We start from the raw sequence: 19,978 nt of genomic DNA, 5'->3' as shown, positions 1-19,978 counted from the left end.
CATGCCCCCCAAGACCTGGATGGTCCGCGCCGGAAAGCGCGGCGCGCTGATCGACCGCTTCCGCAACGCCGGCCGGGTGGCGATCGGCTGGTCCGACCTCGGCTCGCTGGCCGTGGTCGCGGACCGGCCGGCGATGGTCGCGCTGGTGCGGGCGCAGTGGCCGGACTGGAACGCCTACGAGGTCGGGAACAACGCCGGCCAGCTTCACCGCTTCCGGTCGGAGATCCAGGCCGGCGACCGGGTGATCTCCTACGACCCGGAAGGCCGCGTCTACCATGTCGGCTCGGTCGGCGGCGGCTACGCCTTCGAACCGGTCTTCGACCCCGACTACCCGAACGTCCGCCCGGTGGCCTGGATCGGCACGGTGCCGCGCGACGCGCTGAGCGTCGCGGCCAAGAACTCGCTGGGCTCGGTCACCACCGTGTTCCAGGTGCCGGCCGACACCGCGGCGGAACTCGACGCGCTGCTTCCCGCTCCGGGAGACCGTGCGCCCGTGGAACTCGCCGCGACGATCCAGGGGAGTGGTAACGTGCGCGGGGACCTCGTCGTCGGACCCGCGCCCTCCACCACCCTGGTCGATTCCGCTGCGGAAGCCGCCGCCGAACAGGAGCTGTTCGAGGATCTGGAGGCCAAGGCTCTGGAGTTCATCAAGGACCGGCTGGCGAAGCTGAGCGCCCGCGACATGGAACTGTTCGTCGCCGGGCTGCTGCGCGCCATGGGCTACAAGACGCGCGTGTCGGCCATCGGCCCCGACCGCGGCATCGACATCTTCGCGTCGCCGGACGGGCTGGGCTTGCAGGAGCCCCGCATCTTCGTCGAGGTCAAGCACCGCAGCGGCGCCATCGGCGCACCGCTGGTCCGCTCCTTCCTAGGCGGCAGACGGTTGGGCGATCGTGGCCTTTACGTCTCGACCGGCGGCTTCACCCGCGAGGCGCGGTACGAAGCCGAACGCTCCACCATTCCTTTGTCGCTGCTCGACCTCGATGACCTCGTGGCGCTCGCTTTGGAGCATTATGACGCCCTGGACGTGGATGCAAAGCCGCTGCTGGCGCTGAAGCGTCTCTACTGGCCTGCGTAGAACGGCGCCGGCCCAACGATCGGTCGCGTCCCGGAATGCGTGTGTGATACGCTTTGGCTTCGCGCCAAAGAAACATCAAACACGATCCTTCAAGCCGGGACAGCGATTATCATGAGCGGCAACAACGAAGAAGTGCTGGATGCGGTGGTGGATCGGGCGCCGGCAGAGGAGCCTCCACCCGTCCGCATCGAGGCCGTGTTGACGCCGCGCCTCAACCTCGCCTTCCATCAGAACGCGGTCCCGGTCCTGCGGGAGCTGGTGCTGGTCAACGACGGCGACGCTCCGCTTGAGGCGGTCGAACTGACCCTGACGTCGGAACCCGCCTTCCTGGCGCCGAAGACATGGCGCATCGACGCCATCCCCGCCGGCCAGCGCACCCATGTGCCGAAGCTCGACGTCACGCTGGACGGCGCCATGCTCGGGCGGCTGACGGAGGCGGAGAGCGCGACCGTCACCATCACCGCCACGGCGACCGGAAGCCCGGAGCCGTTGGCGCGGACCGAGCGTTCGCTCGAGCTGCTGGCGCGCAACCAGTGGGGCGGCGTCGGCAACATGCCTGAGATGATCGCCGCCTTCGTCCAGCCCAACGACCCGGCCGTCGAGCGCGTGCTGAAGAAGGCCGCCGACATCCTGCGTCAGAACGGCAAGAGCGGCGCGCTGAACGGCTACGAGGGCGGGCCGAAGCGGGCCTGGGAACTGGCGGCGGCTGTCTGGGGTGCGGTCGGCGCGCTGGGCCTCGACTACGCCCTGCCGCCGCCGAGCTTCGAGCACGCCGGGCAGAAGGTGCGCGGGCCGTCGCAGATTCTCGACTCCGGACTCGCCACCTGCCTGGACTCGGCGCTTCTGTTCGTGGCGGCGCTGGAGCACTGTGGGCTGAACCCGTTGATCGTCTTCACGCGGGGGCACGCCTTCGCCGGCGTCTGGCTGCGGCGCGAGGAGTTCACCACCCCGGTGGTCGACGACGTGACCGCGTTGCGCAAGCGGGCGAAGCTGAAGGAACTGGCGCTGTTCGAAACGACGTTGGCCGCCCAGCGCCCCTGCCCGTCCTTCGCCGCCGCCGCCGCCCACGCCCTCCGACAGATCGAGGAGAGCGTCGAGGACACGTTCGAACTGGCCGTGGACGTCCGCCGCGCCCGTCTGCAACGCATCCGCCCGCTGGCCAACACCGAGGCCATGGTCACGACGGACCATGCGGACGCCGACACCGAGGCATCCGAGCCGCTGTTCGCCGAGCCGCCGGCCGATCTGCCCGACGACCTCGACGACGCCGCGGCGGACACAGGGCCGGCCTCGCCCAAGGACCGGCTGGAACGTTGGCAGCGCAAGCTGCTGGACCTGTCGCTGCGCAACGCCCTGCTGAACTTCCGCACCGGCAAGCGCGCGCTTGTCTGCGACGCTCCGGCCCCCGGCCTGCTGGAAGACCTCCTCGCGGAAGGCCGGTCGCTGCGCCTGCTCCCCCGGCCGGCGCTGATGGACGGCAACGACCCGCGCAGCCAGGCGATCCACGAAGGGCGGACCCTGGAGGATCTGCACCGCCAGCACGCGCTGGAGGCGCTCGGCCGCAACGAGGTGCTGGTCGGGCTGAAGGGGGACGAGCTCGACGCGCGCCTGACGGAGCTGTACCGCACCGCCCGCGCGGCGATGCAGGAGGGCGGGGCGAACACCCTGTTCCTGGCGCTCGGCTTCCTGTCCTGGATGCGCGATGGGACGCGCGACGCCAAGGACGCGAAGCGCCACCGGGCGCCGCTGATCCTCATCCCCGTCACCCTCCAGCGCAAGAGCGTGCGGTCGGGCTTCACCCTTGTCCTCCACGACGACGAGCCGCGCTTCAACCCGACGCTGCTCCAGATGCTGCGCCAGGACTTCCGCCTGACCATCCCGGTGGCGGAAGGGGACCTGCCGCGCGACGACAGCGGGCTGGACATCGCCGGCATCTGGAAGGCCGTCCGCCAGGCGGTGAAGGACATCCCCGGATGGGAGGTGACGGAGGACGTGGTGCTGGCCACCTTCTCCTTCGCCAAATACCTGATGTGGAAGGATCTGATCGACCGGACGGAGCAGCTGAAACAGAGCCCGGTCGTCCGTCACCTGATCGAGACGCCGCGCGACCCGTTCCCCAGCGATCTGGCCTTCCCGAACCCGCGCGACCTGGACGCGACCCACGGGCCGGAGCACACCTTCTGCCCCCTGCCCGCCGACTCCTCGCAGCTGTCGGCGGTGATGGCGGCGGCGCGCGGCAAGAACTTCGTGCTGGTCGGCCCGCCGGGCACGGGCAAGAGCCAGACCATCGCCAACCTGATCGCCCAGTTCCTGGCGGAGCGGAAGTCGGTCCTGTTCGTGTCGGAGAAGATCGCGGCGCTCGACGTCGTGTACCGGCGCCTGCGCGAGGTCGGGCTCGGCGAGTTCTGCCTCGAGCTGCACTCCAGCAAGTCGCGCAAGCTCGACGTTCTGGACCAGCTTCGTCGCGCCTGGGACGCCAAGGGCGACACCGACGCCGACATGTGGCGCAAGGAGGCCCAGCGGCTGAAGGGGCTGCGCGATCAGCTCAACGGCTTCGTCACACGGCTGCATCACCGGCACCGCAACGGCCTGACCGTGCACGCCGCCATCGGCCGCGTCGTCACGGGACGGCAGCGCCCGCCGCTCGGGCTGTCCTGGCCGTCCGCCGACGCCCATGACGAAGCCACACTCGACGCCTTGCGGGAGCTCGCCGACCGGCTGGGCCTCCACGCGCGCGAGGTCGGCTCGATCACCGACAGCCCGTTGCGCCTCGTGACCCGTGCGGAGTTCTCCTCGCACTGGCGCCACGGCCTGATCGCCGCCGCGCGGGAGCTGGCGGAGAGCGGCGACGCGCTGACGGATCGCGGGGACGCCGTCCTCCGCGCCACCGGGCTGCCGGGCCGTCCCCTGGACCGCAAGACGCGAGCCGTCCTCGGGGAGCTTGCCCGCGTTCTGCCGCAGGCTGCCGGACGCGATTGGCGCTTCGTCCTGCGGCCCGACGCCGGGCGCCTCGCCGACCGCCTGCGGGAGGGGATGCGCCGGCTCGAGGCTCGGCGGGCGCTCCTCGACGCGCTGTCGCCCGCGCTCCCCGAGAGCGTCACCCAGGAGCTGCGCCGGGGACTCGACCTGCTGGCGAAGCACCGGGAGCTCGCCGGGCAACTGTCCGTCGCCTACGGTGCCGGCTTCGCGACGCTCGACGTTGACGGGTTGAAGGCGGAGTGGACCAAGGCCCAGCAGTCGATCTGGCCACTGCGCGGCATGCGCTCGAAGGCGGTCGTCAAGGCTCTGATGGCGGCGTCGGACGGCAGCCGCGAACCCGACGTCGCCGCGGACCTGGAGCGCCTCGCCACGCTGCGGGCCGTCACGCGCGACGTCGAGGCTCTGGCGCCCGCCATCGCCGAGGCCGGCCCGGTCTGGGCGGGCCTGAACACCGACGTGGAGGCGGTGCAGTCCCTGCTCGCCTTCCAGACGGTGTTGCCGGCTGCACTGTCGGCGTCGCCGTGGAGCGAGAGCGGCCTCGGCCCGATCGCCGAGGGGCGCTGTGGCGGCGCGGCGGCCGGGGATCTCCAGCGCCTGCACGACCTTCGTACGCTGGAGCGGGAGGTCGAGGATCTCGACGACCTCCGCACGATCACCGGCGGTCTCTGGAACGGCCTGCGGACGCGCGCGCCGGACGTGGAAGCGGCCTTGACCTTCCAGGCCGCGCTCTCCGCGGCCATCGCGCGGCTTGCCGCGACGCCGGATGAGCTTGCCTCGGTGAAGGGGCCGCTGGACCGCCTGATCGGCGACGGCAACGCCCTGCTGGCCGCAGGCGGCCCCGTCGAGACCGCCGGACAAGCGTTCCTCGACGCGCTGGATCGGTACGACGCCGCTCTCCGGACCTTCGCGGAGCTGTCCGGTTCCAGCGAAGCGCAGATCGACGCGGCCGTCGGGGAGACGCCAAGTCGTGTCGCCGCGGCGTCCCGAGGCATTCCGCCGCTGGAACCGAAGCTCCACAGCTGGTGCGCGTGGCGACGGACGCGGGACGACGCGATGGTCCGGGGCTTGGCTCCGCTGGTCTCGGCAATGGAACAGGGGCGCGTCGCCGTCGAGGACCTGAGGGACGCCTTCGAGACCGACTACTGCCGCTGGTGGCTCGACGGGGTGGTCGACGACGACGAGGTGCTGCGGTCCTTCGTCTCCGCCGAGCATGAGAAGCGCATCGCCGACTTCCGCGCCCTCGACGAGCGCTTCACCGACCTGACCCGCGCCCACATCCGTGCCGGGCTGTGCGCCGGCCTGCCGGACCAGGACTCGGTCGGCAAGAGCTCGGAATGGGGCATCCTCCGGCGCGAGATGCAGAAGAAGCGCGCCCACATGCCCCTGCGCGAACTGATCGCACGGCTGCCGACGGCGGTGACGAAGCTGGCTCCCTGCCTGCTGATGAGCCCGCTGTCGATCGCCCAGTTCCTGTCCACCGAGACCGCGCCGTTCGACGTCGTGGTGTTCGACGAAGCCTCGCAGATCCCGGTGTGGGACGCGATCGGCGCCATCGCGCGGGGCCGGCAGGTCGTCATGGTCGGGGATCCGAAGCAGCTCCCGCCCACCGCCTTCTTCGACCGCGCGGAGGCTGATGAGGATGATGACGGCGATGTCGACGGTGATCTGGAAAGCATCCTCGACGAGTGCCTGGGCGCCAACCTTCCGGCCCGCAGCCTGAACTGGCACTACCGCAGCCGCCACGAGAGCCTGATCGCCTTTTCCAACCACCGCTACTACGAGGGCGGGCTGGTCACCTTCCCGTCGCCGGTCACCGACGATCGAGCCGTCAGCCTGCATCTCGTCACCGACGGCACCTACGAGAAGGGCGGCGCCCGCATCAACAAGCCGGAAGCGCGGGCGCTTGTCGCCCATCTGGTTGAGCGACTGAAGGACCCCGCCTTCCGGGCCGCCGGCCTGACCGTCGGCGTGGTGACCTTCAACAGCGAACAGCAGCGGCTGATCGAGGACCTGCTGGACGAGGAGCGCCGGAAGGCGCCGGAGATCGAACCGCACTTCGCCGAGGACGCGGTCGAGCCGGTGTTCGTCAAGAACCTGGAGAGCGTCCAGGGCGACGAGCGCGACGTCATGTACTTCTCCATCACCTATGGCCCCGACCTGACCGGCGCGGTCTCGATGAACTTCGGCCCGATGAACCGGGACGGCGGCGAGCGGCGCCTGAACGTCGCCGTCACCCGCGCCCGGCATGAACTGCGCGTCTTCTCCAGCCTGCGGCCGGAGCAGTTCGACCTGTCGCGCACGGCGGCGCTCGGTGTCAGGGATCTCAAGCACTTCCTCGAGTTCGCCGAGCGCGGCCCGCGGGCGTTGGCGGAGGCCGTCCGCGGCAGCGTGGGGGAACACGAGAGCCCCTTCGAGCACGCCGTGGCCCGTGCGCTCGTCGCGCGTGGGTGGCAGGTCCAGCCTCAGATCGGCGTCTCGTCCTTCCGGATCGATCTGGGCGTGGTCGACCCGGACGCCCCCGGACGCTTCCTCGCGGGGATCGAATGCGACGGGGCGACCTACCACCGGTCCGCCACCGCCCGCGACCGCGACAAGCTGCGTGAACTCGTCCTGCGCGGCCTGGGGTGGGAGATCGTTCGCATCTGGTCCACCGACTGGTGGCACGATCACGACGGCGCCCTGGACAAGGTCGATGCCCGGCTGTCGGCCCTGCTGGAGGCGAGCCGCGCGCGGCGCGTGGAAGAGGTCCGGCGGCTCGAGGAGGCCGCTCTGGCCGCGGCAGCCGCGGCTGACGACACGATGACTGTCGACGCCACGGAGAACGTGGAGGACGTTGCGCCGCCCTTGGATGATGTCGGGCAACACGACGAGTTCCCCGATGGAACTGGGCATCGTCCCGCCGACGACCTGTTCCAGGGGTCCGACCTGATGCAGCCATCCATGGCCTATGCCCGCAACGCCAGCGCCGCACCGCAACCCAACGCGGACGACCGCTTCCGCGAGGCCGATCCGCTGTCGGTCGTGAGCACGGTCAACCCGGACGCCTTCTTCGACCGGGAGTACGCCGCGCTGCTCCAGGAGATGATCGCCCACGTCATCGCCGTGGAAGGGCCGGTCCGCGACGACGTGCTCGCCCGCCGGCTCGCCCGCGCCCATGGCTGGCTTCGCACCGGCTCCAAGATCCGCGACCGCGTCGTCACCCTGGCCCGCGCCCGCTTCCCGATGGCGCAGGAGGAGGTCGGGGCCTTCTTCTGGCCCGCCGGCACGGATCAGACCCGTTGGCCGTCCTTCCGTCGCCCGGCCGGGGACGAGCCCCGGCCCGTCGATGAGATCGCCTTGCCGGAGTTGGTGGCCCTGGCGAAGGTCGTGAAGGAAGCGGGCATCTCGGGTGAGGATGCCATCACCACCATGGCTCGCGACGCCGGTCTCCAGAAGCTGCGCGCGGCCAGCCGCGATCGTCTCCGCCGCGCTTGGACCATGGCCTCGTCCGAGGGAGGTGAATAGCCGTCGTCGGCAGGAAGTCTGGTCGGGGCGCACCCCAATCCGCGTTGCTGCGGCGTTTCCTTCGTACGGGCGAACACCCGTGCCAGCGCTGCCCTGTGGTGCATCGTCACCGTCAGACCGCTTCGCTGGGCGAAATCGAGAATGACCTCCTGCATCCGGCCGGAAAGCCGTTTGTGATGGCCGTGCTTGCAGGCGGTTTACCAGCGCCCGAAGACGACCGTTGAACCAAGCTTATTCCAGCCGCCGAACTGTCCGGCAAACGGGGGGCCCCCAAAGGAAAGCCGCCCCAGGAGCGATCCGGGGCGGCTTTTCCGTTTTCAGAAGCGTCGGGGGGTCACTTGATCCACGCCCCGGTGTCGGGCGGCGTGCAGGAGGCGCGACCGGCGCAATCCGCCTTGACGCAGCCGCAGGCCGGAAACAGGCAGCCGTCGCCGTTCAGGTCGGTCGCCCGCACCGCGAGGTCGTAGCGCACGCCGCGCATGATCGCGACGCCGGCCGAGCTGTTGCGTTCGTAATGCTCGACGACGAGGCGGACGCGGGCCAGAAGCTCCCGGCGTTGATCATGTCCCGGATCCATGCGCTCATCTCCCTGCCCGGCGGTCGCGGCACATCCGCGCTCTCGGAAGCAGGACGCACGGAAACCCGGTTCGTTCCCCCATCCTCCCGCCTTACCGCGCTTGGCCCGACCGGCCGCGGGAGAGGATCGGCGGGCACGCCTGTTCCCGTTCCGAACAGGACAATCCGGAGAAGGTGATGGATCAGGAACCCGATCGGGAGCGGTTGAAGCGCATCGCCAAGGCCCTGGGCGACGTCCGGCTCTACGACAAGCACCACACCGGCGAACTCGTCGCCATGCGGCTGCGCGACAGCCTCGCCGACCATCCCGGCTATGACGCCGAAGCGGTCGAGGCGAAGCTTCTGGAACTCGCGAAGGCCGCGCTGGAGGCAGCCGGATGAGGGTTTCGGCGAACCGGGCGACCCGCCCGGTTCCACGTCATTCGGCGGCCATCGCCATCATCAGGCGGGCCGGGCGGCGGCGCGGCAGATAGATGCGGGCGGTGTCGAGAATGCCGGCCAGCTCGCGCATCGCGTCGGTCGCCATGCACAGCGCCACCAGCGGCAGCCAGCGGTCGAAAAGCTGGGCGGCCACCTCGGCCTCACCGCCCTGGATCGCCGCCAGCGCGTCGAGCAGGGCCGCCTCGTCGACGCTGATGCGCGAGCAGGCCGGGCAGCGGATCTCCGGCTTGCGGGCGTTGGCGACCGCAAAGGTGCCGAGCAGCGCGAACAGCGGCAGCAGCGCCGTGTTCGGCACCCCGGCCACGTTCAGCCCGATGCGCATGGAGGCCATCGCCCCCGCGGTGCCGGCGCGAAACCATTGACGCACGCCGGTCAGCAGCGCCCGTTCGGCCGCCGTCAGGTCCGACACCGTCCAGGGCGACGGGCGCCCCTCTTCCACCGTTCCGCACATGCCGCGACGCTCCTCCGCTTGGGCTGTTGGGCGCATCCTATCGCGTTTTGCTGATAGATGCGAGTCATTCTTAGTTGCATAAACTCCCCTGTGACAAAAACCGGGACCAAGGGCCTGGAAAGGTGGCGTTAACCCTCCCGGCCGGATTCTGGCCCGGCACGCAGCACAGGGGCCGGAACGAATGATGCGGACGCTTCGACACGCCATCCTTGGACTGATCGCGACGGTCGGATTGATGGGAGCCGCCCAGCCGGTGTCCGCGCAGATCGTCCTGAAACCCGCCTACGGCGAGGCGTCGCTGCTGGGGGCCGGGAAGGCGCGCGGCGCCGTGGTGTGGAGCCACGGCCGCTCGGTGGAATCCGAGGATTCGGAATCGCCGACCCCGCTCTACATGAAGGCCTTCCGCGACGCCGGCTGGGACGTCTACCGGCTCGACCGCATGCGGGTCAGCGACACGCTGTCCAACAGCTCGCGCGCGCTGGCCGGCTACGCCGACGGCCTGAAGAGCAAGGGCTACCGCCGGGTCACGCTGACCGGCCAGTCCTTCGGCGCCTTCATCTCGCTGATGGCGGCCGGACAGAGCGAGCGGATCGACGCGGTGGTCGGCACCGCCCCGGCGGCCTTCGGGAACTTCAGCGAGGCCTACGACAGCTACCGGGAGAACGCGACGCAGCTCTGGCCGATCCTGCGCAACGTGCGCCAGTCGCGGGTGATGCTGTTCTTCTTCCACGGCGACGATTTCGATCCGGGCGGGCGCGGCGAGCCGGCGCGCAGCGCGCTCGCCCAGCGCGGGCTTCCCAACCTGGTGATCGACCAGCCGGCGCTGCTGACCGGCCATGGCGCCGCCGGCACCGGCCTGTTCGTCCGCCGCTTCGCCGGCTGCATCGTCCGCTTCGCCGAGGCGCCCCCCTCCCCCAACGACCCGCCCTGCGACGATTCCTGGGGCCGCAACCCGAGCGCCGAACTGTTGCAGGCGGCGACCGCGACCTCGGCGTCGGGGTCGGCCAGCGGCATCGACGCCACGGCGCCGCTGCGGCCCTATCTCGGCATGTGGTACGGCAGCTACATCAACGGCCGCGAAGTGGCGCTGGCCGTCGAGAGGGCCGAGGGCGACGCCGTCCACGCCGACTACGTGCTGGGCGCCGGCATGGAGCCCGACCAGCCCTTCGAGCGCGTCCGCCGCAAGGGCCGCATCGAGGATGGCGAGCTGATCTTCGACGAGAAGGGCCGCAACATCCTGCGCTACCGCCTGCGCCCCGACGGCCGCATCGCCGCGACCTGGCTCGACAAGGCCGGCAAGGGCCGGCTGGAGACGGTGCTGCGCAAGGTGAATTGAGCGACCGCATCACCCCCCAAAGAAAAGGCCCGCCTCCGAAGGGAGGCGGGCCTTTTTCATGGTAGCGAGCGGCGTCAGTCCGCCGCCAGCGCCTCCGCCGCAGCCGGCGGAGTCCAGCGCAGCACCGGCTTGCGGGCGGCGGCGGTCTCGTCCAGGCGGCGGCGCGGGGTCAGGCGCGGCGCCCCCTGGAAATAGGCGACGTCGCCGGACTTGGCGCGCTCGGCCAGCGCCCGCAGGGCGTCGATGAACTGGTCGAGCCCGGCCTTGCTCTCCGTCTCGGTCGGCTCGATCAGCAGGGCACCGTGGACGACCAGCGGGAAATACATGGTCATCGGGTGGAAGCCCTCGTCGATCAGCGCCTTGGCGATGTCGAGCGTGGTGACGCCCGTCCCCTTCAGGAAACGGTCGTCGAACAGGCACTCGTGCATGCACGGCCCCTCGAAGGAGGCCGTCATCACGTCCTCCAGCCGCGCCATCACGTAGTTGGCGTTGAGCACCGCGTCGCCCGACGCCTGCCGCAGCCCGTCGGCTCCGTGGCTCAGCATGTAGGAGAGCGCGCGGGTGAACATGCCCATCTGGCCGTGGAACGCCTTCATCCGGCCGAAGGCCGGGCCGTCGCCGGCCTCCTCGACCAGAGCGAAGCCATTGGGCCCGTGCGTCACGTAGGGAACCGGCACGTGGGGCGCCAGCGCCTGCGAGAACACCACCGGCCCCGAGCCCGGACCGCCGCCGCCGTGCGGCGTCGAGAAGGTCTTGTGCAGGTTGATGTGCATGACGTCGATGCCGAGGTCGGCCGGACGCACCCGCCCGACGATGGCGTTGAAGTTGGCGCCGTCGCAGTAGAAATAGGCGCCCGCCCCATGCACCGCCTCGGCGATCGCGATGATGTCGCGTTCGAACAGGCCGCAGGTGTTCGGGTTGGTCAGCATCAGCCCGGCCACGTCGGGGCCGAGCTTGGCCTTCAGCGCGTCGAGGTCGACGCGGCCGTCGGCCGTCGCCGGGATCGACTCCACGGCGTAGCCGCAGGCGGCGGCGGTCGCCGGGTTGGTGCCGTGGGCGCTCTCCGGCACCAGGATCTTGGTGCGGGCCTTGTCCCCCCTGGCGTCATGGGCGGCGCGGATCGCCATGATGCCGCACATCTCGCCATGGGCGCCGGCCGCCGGGGCCAGCGTCACGGCGGCCATGCCGGTCAGCGTCTTCAGCCAGTGGGCGAGCTGGTCCATCAGCTCCAGGGCGCCCTGCACGGTGCTGACCGGCTGGAGCGGGTGGACGTCGGCGAAGCCCGGCAGCCGCGCCATCTTCTCGTTCAGGCGCGGGTTGTGCTTCATCGTGCAGGAACCCAGCGGATACAGGCCGCTGTCGATGGCGTAGTTCTTCTGCGACAAGCGGGTGTAGTGGCGAACGACCTGCGGCTCGGCCAGACCGGGCAGGCCGATGCGGGCGCGCGGCGCGATTCCACCGAGGCGCGACGCCACCTTGGGCGCGTCGGGCAGGTCGACGCCGCAGCGGCCGGCGCTGTCCTGTTCGAAGATCAGCGGTTCCTCGATCTGGAGGCCGCGGTTGCCGGTGACGGTGCCGGTCACGCTGTCCGTGCCGCCCGCCGGGATGGCCGCCGGGATGGCCGAGGGACGGCCCTGGGAATTCATGCTCATGACAGAACCTCGGCGAGAGCCGTGACGAATTCGTCCATGTCGGACTCGGTGTTGGTCTCGGTGGCGGCGACCAGCAACAGATCGTCCAGCTCGCCGGGATAGAGGCGCGACACCGGAACGCCGCCGAGGATGCGGCGTTCGGCCAGCGCCTCGACCACCTCAGCCGCCGGCTTGGGCAGCCGGACGGTGAACTCGTTGAAGAAGCCGTCGTTGATCACCGACACGCCGGGCGCCGCCGCCAGCTTGCCGGCGAGTTGCACCGCCTTGGCGTGGTTGAGGCGGGCGAGCTGCGTCAGCCCTTCCTCGCCGAGCAAGCTGACATGGATCGAGAAGGCCAGCGCGCACAGGCCGGCGTTGGTGCAGATGTTGGAGGTCGCCTTCTCGCGGCGGATGTGCTGCTCGCGGGTCGAGAGCGTCAGCACGAAGCCGCGCCGCCCGTCGGCGTCCACCGTCTCGCCGCACAGGCGGCCCGGCATCTGGCGGACATACTTGTCCTTCACCGCGAACAGCCCGACATAGGGACCGCCGAAGTTCAGGGCGCCGCCGAAGGACTGGCCTTCCGCCGCGACGATGTCGGCGCCCATCTCGCCCGGCGGCGGCAGCAGGCCGAGCGACAGCGCCTCCGTCACCACGACGATCAGCAGCGCCCCCCGAGCCTGGCACGCCTTGGCGAGGTCGGAATAATCGCGCACCTGCCCGAAGACGCTGGGATTCTGCACGACGACGCAGGAGGTCTGGTCGTCGATTTGCGCCGCCAGTTCCTCCACGCCCTCCGGGTCGGCCGGCAGCGCCACGGCGTCGAAACCGATGAAGCGGGCGTCGGTCGTCGTCGTGTCGCGGTAATGCGGGTGCAGGCCGCCCGACAGGATGGCCTTCTTCCGGCGGGTGACGCGGTTGGCCATCATCACGGCCTCCGCGCAGGAGGTCGCGCCGTCGTACATCGAGGCGTTGGCGACGTCCATGCCGGTCAGCAGGGCGACCTGGGTCTGGAATTCGAACAGGACCTGGAGCGTGCCCTGGCTCACCTCCGGCTGGTAGGGGGTGTAGGCGGTCAGGAACTCGCCGCGCTGGACCAGATGATCCACCGTCGCCGGGATGTGGTGGCGGTAGGCGCCGGCGCCGAGGAAGCTGGGCACGGCACCGGCGGGAAGGCTCTTCGCCGCCATGGCGCCCAGCAGCCGCTCGACCTCAAGCTCGCCCATGTGATCGGGCAGGCCCCCGATCGGGCCGGACAGGCGGGCCGCCTCGGGAACGTCGCGGAAGAGGTCATCCACCGACGCCGCGCGGGTGGCCGCCAGCATGGACTGCCGGTCGGCCTCGGTCAGGGGCAGGTAGCGCATCTCAGTTCGATTCCTCGACGAAGGCCTTGTAGGCCGCCTCGTCCATCAGCCCGTCCAGCTCGGACGGGTCGGACAGGCGCAGCTTGAAGAACCAGCCCTCGGTCTGGGCGCCGGTGTTGACGCGGGCGGGCTCGTTCTCCAGGTCATGGTTGACCTCGATCACCTCGCCGGAGACGGGCGCGAAGACGTCGCTGGCGGCCTTGACCGATTCGACGACGGCGGCTTCCTTGCCCTTCTCCAGCGTCCGGCCGATGTCGGGCAGCTCGACGAACACCACGTCGCCGAGCTGGTGCTGCGCGAAGTCGGACACGCCGACGGTGCCGACCTCGCCCTCGACGCGCACCCACTCATGGTCCTTGGTGTATTTGACGGTCATGATCGTCCCCTGTTCGATGATGATGGAGTTTCTTGGAAGAGGCGTCCGGAGCGTCAGCCCCGGTAATAACGCTGCGGCACGAAGGGAGTCGCGGCGACGCGGGCCGGCACCGGCTTGCCGCGCACCAGCAGGGTCAGCGGCGTGCCGACCGCCGCGTGGGCGCTGTCGACATAGCCCATGGCGACCGGCGCCCCGGCGGTCGGGCCGAAGCCGCCGCTGGTGATCTCGCCGATCCGGTTGCCGCCGGCATCCTGGATCTCGGTGTGCTCGCGGGCCGGCTGGCGGCCGTCGGGCTGGACGCCGACGCGGCGGCGCGGCGCCCCCTCGGCCAGTTGCCGGGAGATGATGTCGAAGCCGGGGAATCCGCCCTCGGCGCGGCGGCGCTTCGGCAGGGTCCATTCCAGGGCGCCCTCGACCGGGGTCGTCGTCGTGTCGATGTCGTGCCCGTAGAGGCACAGCCCCGCCTCCAGCCGCAGCGAGTCGCGGGCGCCGAGCCCGATCGCCTCGACCTCCGGCTCGGCCAGCAGGGCGCGGGCGATGGCCTCGGCATCCGCGTTGGCGCAGGAAATCTCGTAGCCGTCCTCGCCGGTGTAGCCGGAGCGGGTCAGCACCACCGGCACACCCTTGAAGGTGGCGGGCAGGTAGCTCATGAATTTCATGGTGGCGGCCTCGGGCACGAAGCGGGCCATCACTGCGGCGGCGACCGGCCCTTGCAGGGCGAGCAGCGCCAGATCGTCGAGCAGTTCCACCTCGGCCTTGCCGGCGAGCTTGTCACGGAGATGGGCGACGTCCTGCTCCTTGCAGGCGGCGTTGACCACCAGGAACAGGTGGTCGCCGGCGTTCGTCACCATCAGGTCGTCGAGAATGCCGCCCTGTTCGTTGAGGAACAGCGTGTAGCGCATGCGGCCGCGCGCCAACCCCTTGATGTCGCCGGGAACCAGCGTTTCCAGCGCAGCGGCGGGGTCATCGCCGGTCAGCCGCACCTGCCCCATGTGGGAGACGTCGAACAGCCCGGCCTTCTCGCGGGTGTGCTGGTGCTCCTTCAGGATGCCCAGCGGGTACTGCACCGGCATGTCATAGCCGGCGAACGGCACCATGCGGGCGCCGAGTTCGACGTGCAGGGCGTGCAGCGGGGTGATCTTGAGCGGTGCGTTGGCCTCGGTCACGCGGGTCCTCCGACATGGGTCGCAGCGCCCGCACCGGATTCGGTGCGGGAGTCTGCCCCCTTCTGTCTTGGACCTGAGAGATTCACCGCGCGACGGCCGAGCCGTCCGCGTCGGTTTACTCCTTCGGTGAGCCGCGACGGGTGAGCGCCGAGGCTGCTTTCCAGAGGTGCCTGTCCCCTTGCGGTCCTTTTGCCTGAGAGTTTCCGGGGGCGGTTGCTCCTTCGGCGCCGCCATCGGGCGCGTGCCTTTCCAGGCGCGGTCCGTGGCGATCTCTCCCGCGAGGGATCATCGGCGTGATGGGCCACACTGTCGCGGCGGCCGGCGATTGTCAATCCGGGGATCGACGGGCGGTCACAGGAAGGCCAGCAGGCTTAAGTGTTTGAAAGTCCTATTTTTAGGATTTTTTTCTTTTCATCGACCAACAACCGGCCAATCATCCCCTCACGCGTTTCGTGGAGCCGGCCGGCCTTCGTCCCTCGCGTGCTGTTTCATCATCGCAGAAGCGGAGAGTCGTTCATGGCCGTCCAGACCTTCAACCCCACCGACCTGTCGGAGTCCGCCGCCAACTGGGCGGTGGCCCAGCGCATCGTCGGCCCCTTCGCCCCCCACGCGCAGGTGACGCCCAACCTGACGCTGGCGCTGGATCCGGGCCATCTGCTGAGCGGCACGACCCTGACCGAGGTCAACGCGCAGAATGTCGGCCCCTTCGTCCCGCCGGCTTCGGGTTTCCGCATCGACCGCGTGGTGATCGACCGTGCGACCGGCGCCGCGAGCATCGTAACGGGTGCGGCCAACAGCCTGACCCCGCCGGCGATCCCGGTCGGCACCCTTCCGGTGGCGCGCGTGATGCTCCAGGTGACGACCGATGCGATCGGCAACGATCTGATCGTGGATGAGCGGGCATTGTTCGACCAGACGCCGCCGGCCGCCAATCGCGTGATCTGCCGGGTGACGCGCGGTGGTGTGGACCAGACGGGGCTGGTCAATCAGAACAGCACAAAAATCATGCTCACCACGGCCCACATCAACATCGGCGACGGCTTCAACACAACGACCGGCGTCTTCCAGCCTACGGTCGCCGGCCATTATGCCGTCACGTTCCAGGCTTACATGAGCACCGGAATTGACCGGCATCTTCTTGCTGCGATCAGGAAGAACGGCGTCCTTTACTCGCTTGGCACCGCGCAAACGTCGGCAACGCTCAACATCAGCTCCCGTGCCGACGACATCGTTTATCTGAACGGCACGACCGACTATCTGGAGCTGTATGTCTATCAGAACACCGCATCCCCCGGCACCCTGTCCGGTTCGACGGAGGCAACCTTCTTCAACGCGGTCCTGATGTCGTAAACCCGTTCGGAATTCCTGGAAGGCAGGGCGCCCGCTCATCGCGGGCGCCTTTTTTGGCGGATGCCTTACTGCCGCTTCATCTGGGCGCGGTTAAAGGTCAACTGCTCCGGGGTGAGCTGGAATCCCAGATAGACCTTCCAGTCCTTGGCGTTGGCGTCCTTGGGGAGCGGGATCTTCGGCGCCAGCTCCTCCTTGGTGCCGGCGCGCGGCTGGCCGCCGGGGAAGGTCACGTCGGTGTCGAAATAGACCTTCGACACCAGCGTGTCGTCCGGCTTGGCCAGCGCGACGAAATACGTGTACTTGGCGGTGTCGCCCTTCAGCGCCGGGCCGCGCTCGGCCACCAGATAGACGTTGACGTTCACCGTCACGCCGTCGCTGGCGTACTCGCAGTTGCCGGTGAAATCGACCAGCGCCGCGCGCGATTCCAGGTCGGTCAGGTCGCGCCCGCCGGGACGGAAGGCGGTCACCTCCGACAGGTCGCGGACGATCGACACCTTCGGGCAGGCGAGCGCCGACTCCGCCGGATCCTTCGGTCCCAGCCCCATGCCGCCGCAGCCGGCCAGCGTCAGCCCGGCCAGCGCCAGGGCGGCAACGGACAGCGGGCCTTTCCAGGCGGGGGTTCCTATATTACGGTCGCGGCGGTCCATCGGTTCGGCCTGATCGGTTATCGGATTGTTGGTCCGCGACTTTAGAGATCCAGCTTAACCGGCACAAGGCCGTGCGACGGCTTTGTTTCTTGTGACAGATTTTCGCAACCGCGGATTTGAACCGGCATGACGAACCCAGCACCCCTGACGATCCTCCTCGCCGCGCCGCGCGGCTTCTGCGCCGGCGTCGACCGCGCGATCCAGATCGTCGAGACGGCGCTCGACCGCTACGGCCCGCCCGTCTACGTGCGGCACGAGATCGTCCACAACCGCTTCGTCGTGCAGAGCCTGGAATCCAAGGGCGCCGTCTTCGTCGACGAGCTGACCCAGGTGCCCGACGGCGTGCCGGTGGTCTTCTCGGCCCACGGCGTGCCGAAATCGGTGCCGCAGGCGGCCGAGGCGCGCGGGCTGTTCTACCTCGACGCCACCTGCCCGCTGGTCAGCAAGGTCCACCGCGAGGCCGAGCGCCACCACGACGAGGGCCGCCAGATCGTGCTGATCGGCCACGCCGGCCACCCGGAGGTCATCGGCACCATGGGCCAACTGCCCGAGGGCGCCGTCGTGCTGGTCGAGACGGTCGCCGACGTCGCCACGTTGGAGGTCGCCGACCCCGGCAACCTCGCCTTCGCCACCCAGACCACCTTGTCGGTCGATGAGACCTCCGAGATCCTGGCCGCGCTCCAGGCCCGTTTCCCCGCCATCGCCGGGCCGAAGAAGGAGGACATCTGTTACGCCACCACCAACCGGCAGGCGGCGGTCAAGGCGATCGCCCCCAAGGTGGAGGCGCTGCTGGTGCTGGGCGCGCCGAACTCGTCGAACTCCAAGCGGCTGGTCGAGGTGGCGAAGACCCACGGCTGCCCGCGGGCGCAACTCGTCCAGCGCGCCGCCGACATCGACTGGACGGCGCTGGAGGGCATCGCCCGGCTGGGGATCACCGCCGGCGCCTCGGCCCCGGAAGTGCTGGTCGAGGAGGTCCTCGACGCCGCCCGCGCCCGCTTCTCGGTGACGGTGGAGGAGCTGCGCACGGCGACCGAGAGCATCACCTTCAAGCTGCCCCGCGCCCTGACCGAGGAGGGCGCCGGTCCGGTGTTGCGCGAACGGGTCTGACCGGAGGGCGAAAGCCCCGGCGGAGGGGAGGACGCCGCGCAATTGCGGCGTAGCGGCCTCCCCCAAAGCGTGCATTCCCCCTGTGCGCGGTTGCGGCGCACTGTTGCGTCACACTGGGGAAAACGCCTTGATCCTGGAGGGATCCGCCCGTGCCCGACACCCATCTCGCCGATTCGCTCGACGCCGGAAGCGACCGCCGGCGGTCCTTGACCAGCCGGTTCCAGAAGGCGCGCGGCCGCACCGCCGAACTCGTCGCCCCGCTGTCGCCCGAGGATCTGATGATCCAGTCGGTGGCCGACGGCGCCCCGGCCAAATGGCATCTCGCCCACACCACATGGCTGTTCGAGACGACCGTCCTCATTCCGTTCAGCCCCGGCTACCGACCCTACGACCCCCACTTCCTCGACCTGTTCCAGGCCCGCGACGAGCGCATCGAGGGAGGCGGCGGGCGAGTCCACGCCCCCGCCCTGCGGCTGCTGTCGCGGCCGTCGGCCGCCGACATCATGCGTTACCGCGACCATGTGAACGGCGCCGTGCTCCACCTGATCGACGCCGCCGAGGACGGGCTGTTCGACAGCGTCGCCGAGCACACCAACATCGCCATCGCCCACGAGCGGCGCCACCAGGAGCGGCTGCTGACCCACCTCAAGCACGCCTTCTGGTGCAACCCGCTGCACCCGGCCTACGAGAGCGCGCCGGACCATGTCGGCGGCGGCGCCCCGCCCGACGCCTGGGTCGAGCATTCCGGCGGGCTGGTCGAGGTCGGCCGGGCCGAGCCCCAGCCCGGCTTCGACCATGAAAGCCCCCGCCACCAGGTCTTCCTCAAGCCTTTCCGGCTGGCCGCCCGCCCGGTGTCCTGCGGTGAGTTCCGCGCCTTCGTCGAGGCCGGCGGCTACGGCGAACGGTCGCTGTGGATGGCCGACGGCTGGGAGACCCTGCGCGCCGAGGGCTGGAGCGCCCCGCTCTATTGGGAGCGGCGCGAGGGCGCGTGGCAGATCTTCACCCTGCACGGCCAGCGCCCGCTCGACCCCAACGAACCGGTCTGCCATGTGAGCTGGTACGAGGCCGACGCCTTCGCCCGCTGGGCCGGCAAGCGCCTCCCGGTCGAGGCCGAATGGGAGACCGTCGCCGCCCGTTGCGAGGGAATGGGCAATCTGCTCGGCACCGGCTACCGCCACCCGCGCGCCGGCTCCTACCACGGCAAGGGGCCGTGGCAGATGTGCGGCGACGTGTGGGAGTGGACGCGCAGCGCCTTCGCGCCCTACCCCGGCTACCGCCAGCCCGAGGGGTTGGACGAAGCCGTCCACGGCCGCTTCATGAGCGACCGCATGGTGCTGCGCGGCGGAAGCTGCGTCACGCCCTTCGACCATGCCGGACCATGGACGCGCCATTACCTGCGGCCGGACATGCGCCTGTCCTTCACCGGGTTCCGGCTCGCCGAGGATGCCTGAGAGGCGCTCCCGTCGGATTTGGAACGATTACAAAAGGCTTGCCGCAACGCACAAATCGGGCATTATCCATAAAAATATTATGGCTATGGAGCATGCCCGATGCCGCTCGACCTGCCGCCGACCTTCCGGCACCACGTCTTCTGTTGCGCCCAGCAGCGCCCGCCCGGCCATCCGCGCGGAAGCTGCGGGGCCAAGAACGCCCACCCGCTGTGGCAGCGGCTCGACCAGAAGATCCAGGCCCGCGGGCTGGTCGACGTCGGCATGGCGATGACCGGCTGCCTCGGCTTCTGCGCCGCCGGGCCGCTGATGGTGGTCTATCCGGAAGGCATCTGGTACCGCCCGGAAACGCCCGAGGACATCGACGAGATCGTCGATCAGCATCTGGTCGACAACGCCCCGGTGGAGCGGCTGGTGATGGTGCTGAGCCGGTAGAATCCCGGCCACGCCCCACCTCCTGTGCCCGACCTCCTGGGATGGGCATCGGTTCAAGCCCCTCTCCCCTCCCTGCGGGAGAGGGGCTTTCG

At 69.9% G+C, this 19,978-nt stretch carries 15 protein-coding genes and 1 riboswitch; of the genes, 8 read left to right on the top strand and 7 right to left on the bottom strand.

The genetic code is table 11. From position 1 onward, the window contains the following. The first annotated feature begins 1 nt into the window (after position 1). Together JN22_RS23530 and JN22_RS23525 are read left to right on the top strand one after the other, a co-directional pair. On the top strand, positions 2-1,078 hold the full coding sequence (locus tag JN22_RS23530; RefSeq protein ID WP_211099682.1) for a restriction endonuclease: 1,077 nt from the start codon (positions 2-4) through the stop codon (positions 1,076-1,078). A 111-nt stretch (positions 1,079-1,189) separates the two neighbouring features. Further along, positions 1,190-7,561: a DUF3320 domain-containing protein gene (locus tag JN22_RS23525; protein ID WP_085556204.1), complete on the top strand. Its 6,372-nt coding sequence runs from the start codon at positions 1,190-1,192 to the stop codon at positions 7,559-7,561. Positions 7,562-7,895: 334 nt separating this feature from the next. On the opposite strand, the gene JN22_RS23520 is transcribed toward JN22_RS23525, so the two are convergent. Then, positions 7,896-8,138 (bottom strand): hypothetical protein, encoded by a 243-nt coding sequence (locus JN22_RS23520; RefSeq protein WP_085556203.1) that lies wholly within the window; start codon positions 8,136-8,138, stop codon positions 7,896-7,898. 176 nt (positions 8,139-8,314) lie between these two features. Between JN22_RS23520 and JN22_RS23515 the strand changes: the two genes are divergently transcribed. After that, positions 8,315-8,518, top strand: coding sequence for a hypothetical protein (locus JN22_RS23515; protein ID WP_085556202.1), 204 nt, complete (start codon positions 8,315-8,317; stop codon positions 8,516-8,518). 37 nt (positions 8,519-8,555) lie between these two features. Here the strand turns inward: JN22_RS23515 and JN22_RS23510 are convergent, their stop codons facing one another. Further along, complete coding sequence (locus tag JN22_RS23510) at positions 8,556-9,029, bottom strand: hypothetical protein (RefSeq protein WP_085556201.1); 474 nt, start codon at positions 9,027-9,029, stop codon at positions 8,556-8,558. Positions 9,030-9,210: 181 nt separating this feature from the next. On the opposite strand from JN22_RS23510, the gene JN22_RS23505 reads away from it, so the two are divergent. Beyond that, positions 9,211-10,365, top strand: a complete 1,155-nt coding sequence (locus tag JN22_RS23505) for an alpha/beta hydrolase (RefSeq protein WP_085556200.1) — start codon at positions 9,211-9,213, stop codon at positions 10,363-10,365. Between the two features lie 74 nt (positions 10,366-10,439). Here the strand turns inward: JN22_RS23505 and gcvPB are convergent, their stop codons facing one another. The 4 genes from gcvPB to gcvT are packed head-to-tail and all read right to left on the bottom strand — an operon-like array spanning position 10,440 to position 14,899. Then, positions 10,440-12,017 (bottom strand): aminomethyl-transferring glycine dehydrogenase subunit GcvPB, encoded by a 1,578-nt coding sequence (gene gcvPB, locus JN22_RS23500; protein ID WP_085556199.1) that lies wholly within the window; start codon positions 12,015-12,017, stop codon positions 10,440-10,442. Then, complete coding sequence (gene gcvPA / locus JN22_RS23495) at positions 12,014-13,357, bottom strand: aminomethyl-transferring glycine dehydrogenase subunit GcvPA (protein WP_085556198.1); 1,344 nt, start codon at positions 13,355-13,357, stop codon at positions 12,014-12,016. The genes gcvPB and gcvPA overlap by 4 nt, the downstream gene beginning before the upstream one ends. 1 nt (position 13,358) lies before the next feature. Further along, on the bottom strand, positions 13,359-13,736 hold the full coding sequence (gene gcvH, locus JN22_RS23490; RefSeq protein ID WP_211099700.1) for a glycine cleavage system protein GcvH: 378 nt from the start codon (positions 13,734-13,736) through the stop codon (positions 13,359-13,361). Positions 13,737-13,786: 50 nt separating this feature from the next. Further along, a complete protein-coding gene (gene gcvT / locus JN22_RS23485) occupies positions 13,787-14,899 on the bottom strand; it encodes a glycine cleavage system aminomethyltransferase GcvT (RefSeq protein WP_085556196.1) in 1,113 nt (370 codons plus the stop codon). A 171-nt stretch (positions 14,900-15,070) separates the two neighbouring features. After that, a riboswitch (glycine riboswitch) is annotated at positions 15,071-15,187 on the bottom strand. A gap of 192 nt (positions 15,188-15,379) precedes the next feature. Between gcvT and JN22_RS23480 the strand changes: the two genes are divergently transcribed. Next, positions 15,380-16,249, top strand: coding sequence for a complement C1q domain-containing protein (locus tag JN22_RS23480; protein ID WP_143268390.1), 870 nt, complete (start codon positions 15,380-15,382; stop codon positions 16,247-16,249). Positions 16,250-16,314: 65 nt separating this feature from the next. On the opposite strand, the gene JN22_RS23475 is transcribed toward JN22_RS23480, so the two are convergent. Continuing rightward, entirely contained in the window at positions 16,315-16,896 is a 582-nt protein-coding gene (locus tag JN22_RS23475; RefSeq protein WP_085556194.1) for a hypothetical protein, read from the bottom strand. A gap of 126 nt (positions 16,897-17,022) precedes the next feature. Here JN22_RS23475 and ispH point away from each other — a divergent pair, with 126 nt between their 5' ends. The 3 genes from ispH to JN22_RS23460 all read left to right on the top strand — a co-directional run bounded on the left by ispH (position 17,023) and on the right by JN22_RS23460 (position 19,886). Continuing rightward, entirely contained in the window at positions 17,023-18,003 is a 981-nt protein-coding gene (gene ispH / locus JN22_RS23470) for a 4-hydroxy-3-methylbut-2-enyl diphosphate reductase (protein ID WP_085556193.1), read from the top strand. 149 nt (positions 18,004-18,152) lie between these two features. Then, positions 18,153-19,454, top strand: a complete 1,302-nt coding sequence (gene egtB, locus JN22_RS23465; RefSeq protein WP_085556192.1) for an ergothioneine biosynthesis protein EgtB — start codon at positions 18,153-18,155, stop codon at positions 19,452-19,454. Between the two features lie 99 nt (positions 19,455-19,553). Then, positions 19,554-19,886 (top strand): (2Fe-2S) ferredoxin domain-containing protein, encoded by a 333-nt coding sequence (locus JN22_RS23460; protein ID WP_085556191.1) that lies wholly within the window; start codon positions 19,554-19,556, stop codon positions 19,884-19,886. Positions 19,887-19,978: the final 92 nt, after the last annotated feature.

It is taken from the genome of Azospirillum agricola (assembly GCF_020005195.1).
GTDB lineage: Bacteria > Pseudomonadota > Alphaproteobacteria > Azospirillales > Azospirillaceae > Azospirillum > Azospirillum agricola.
This window is presented reverse-complemented; position numbering and strand designations above follow the sequence as displayed.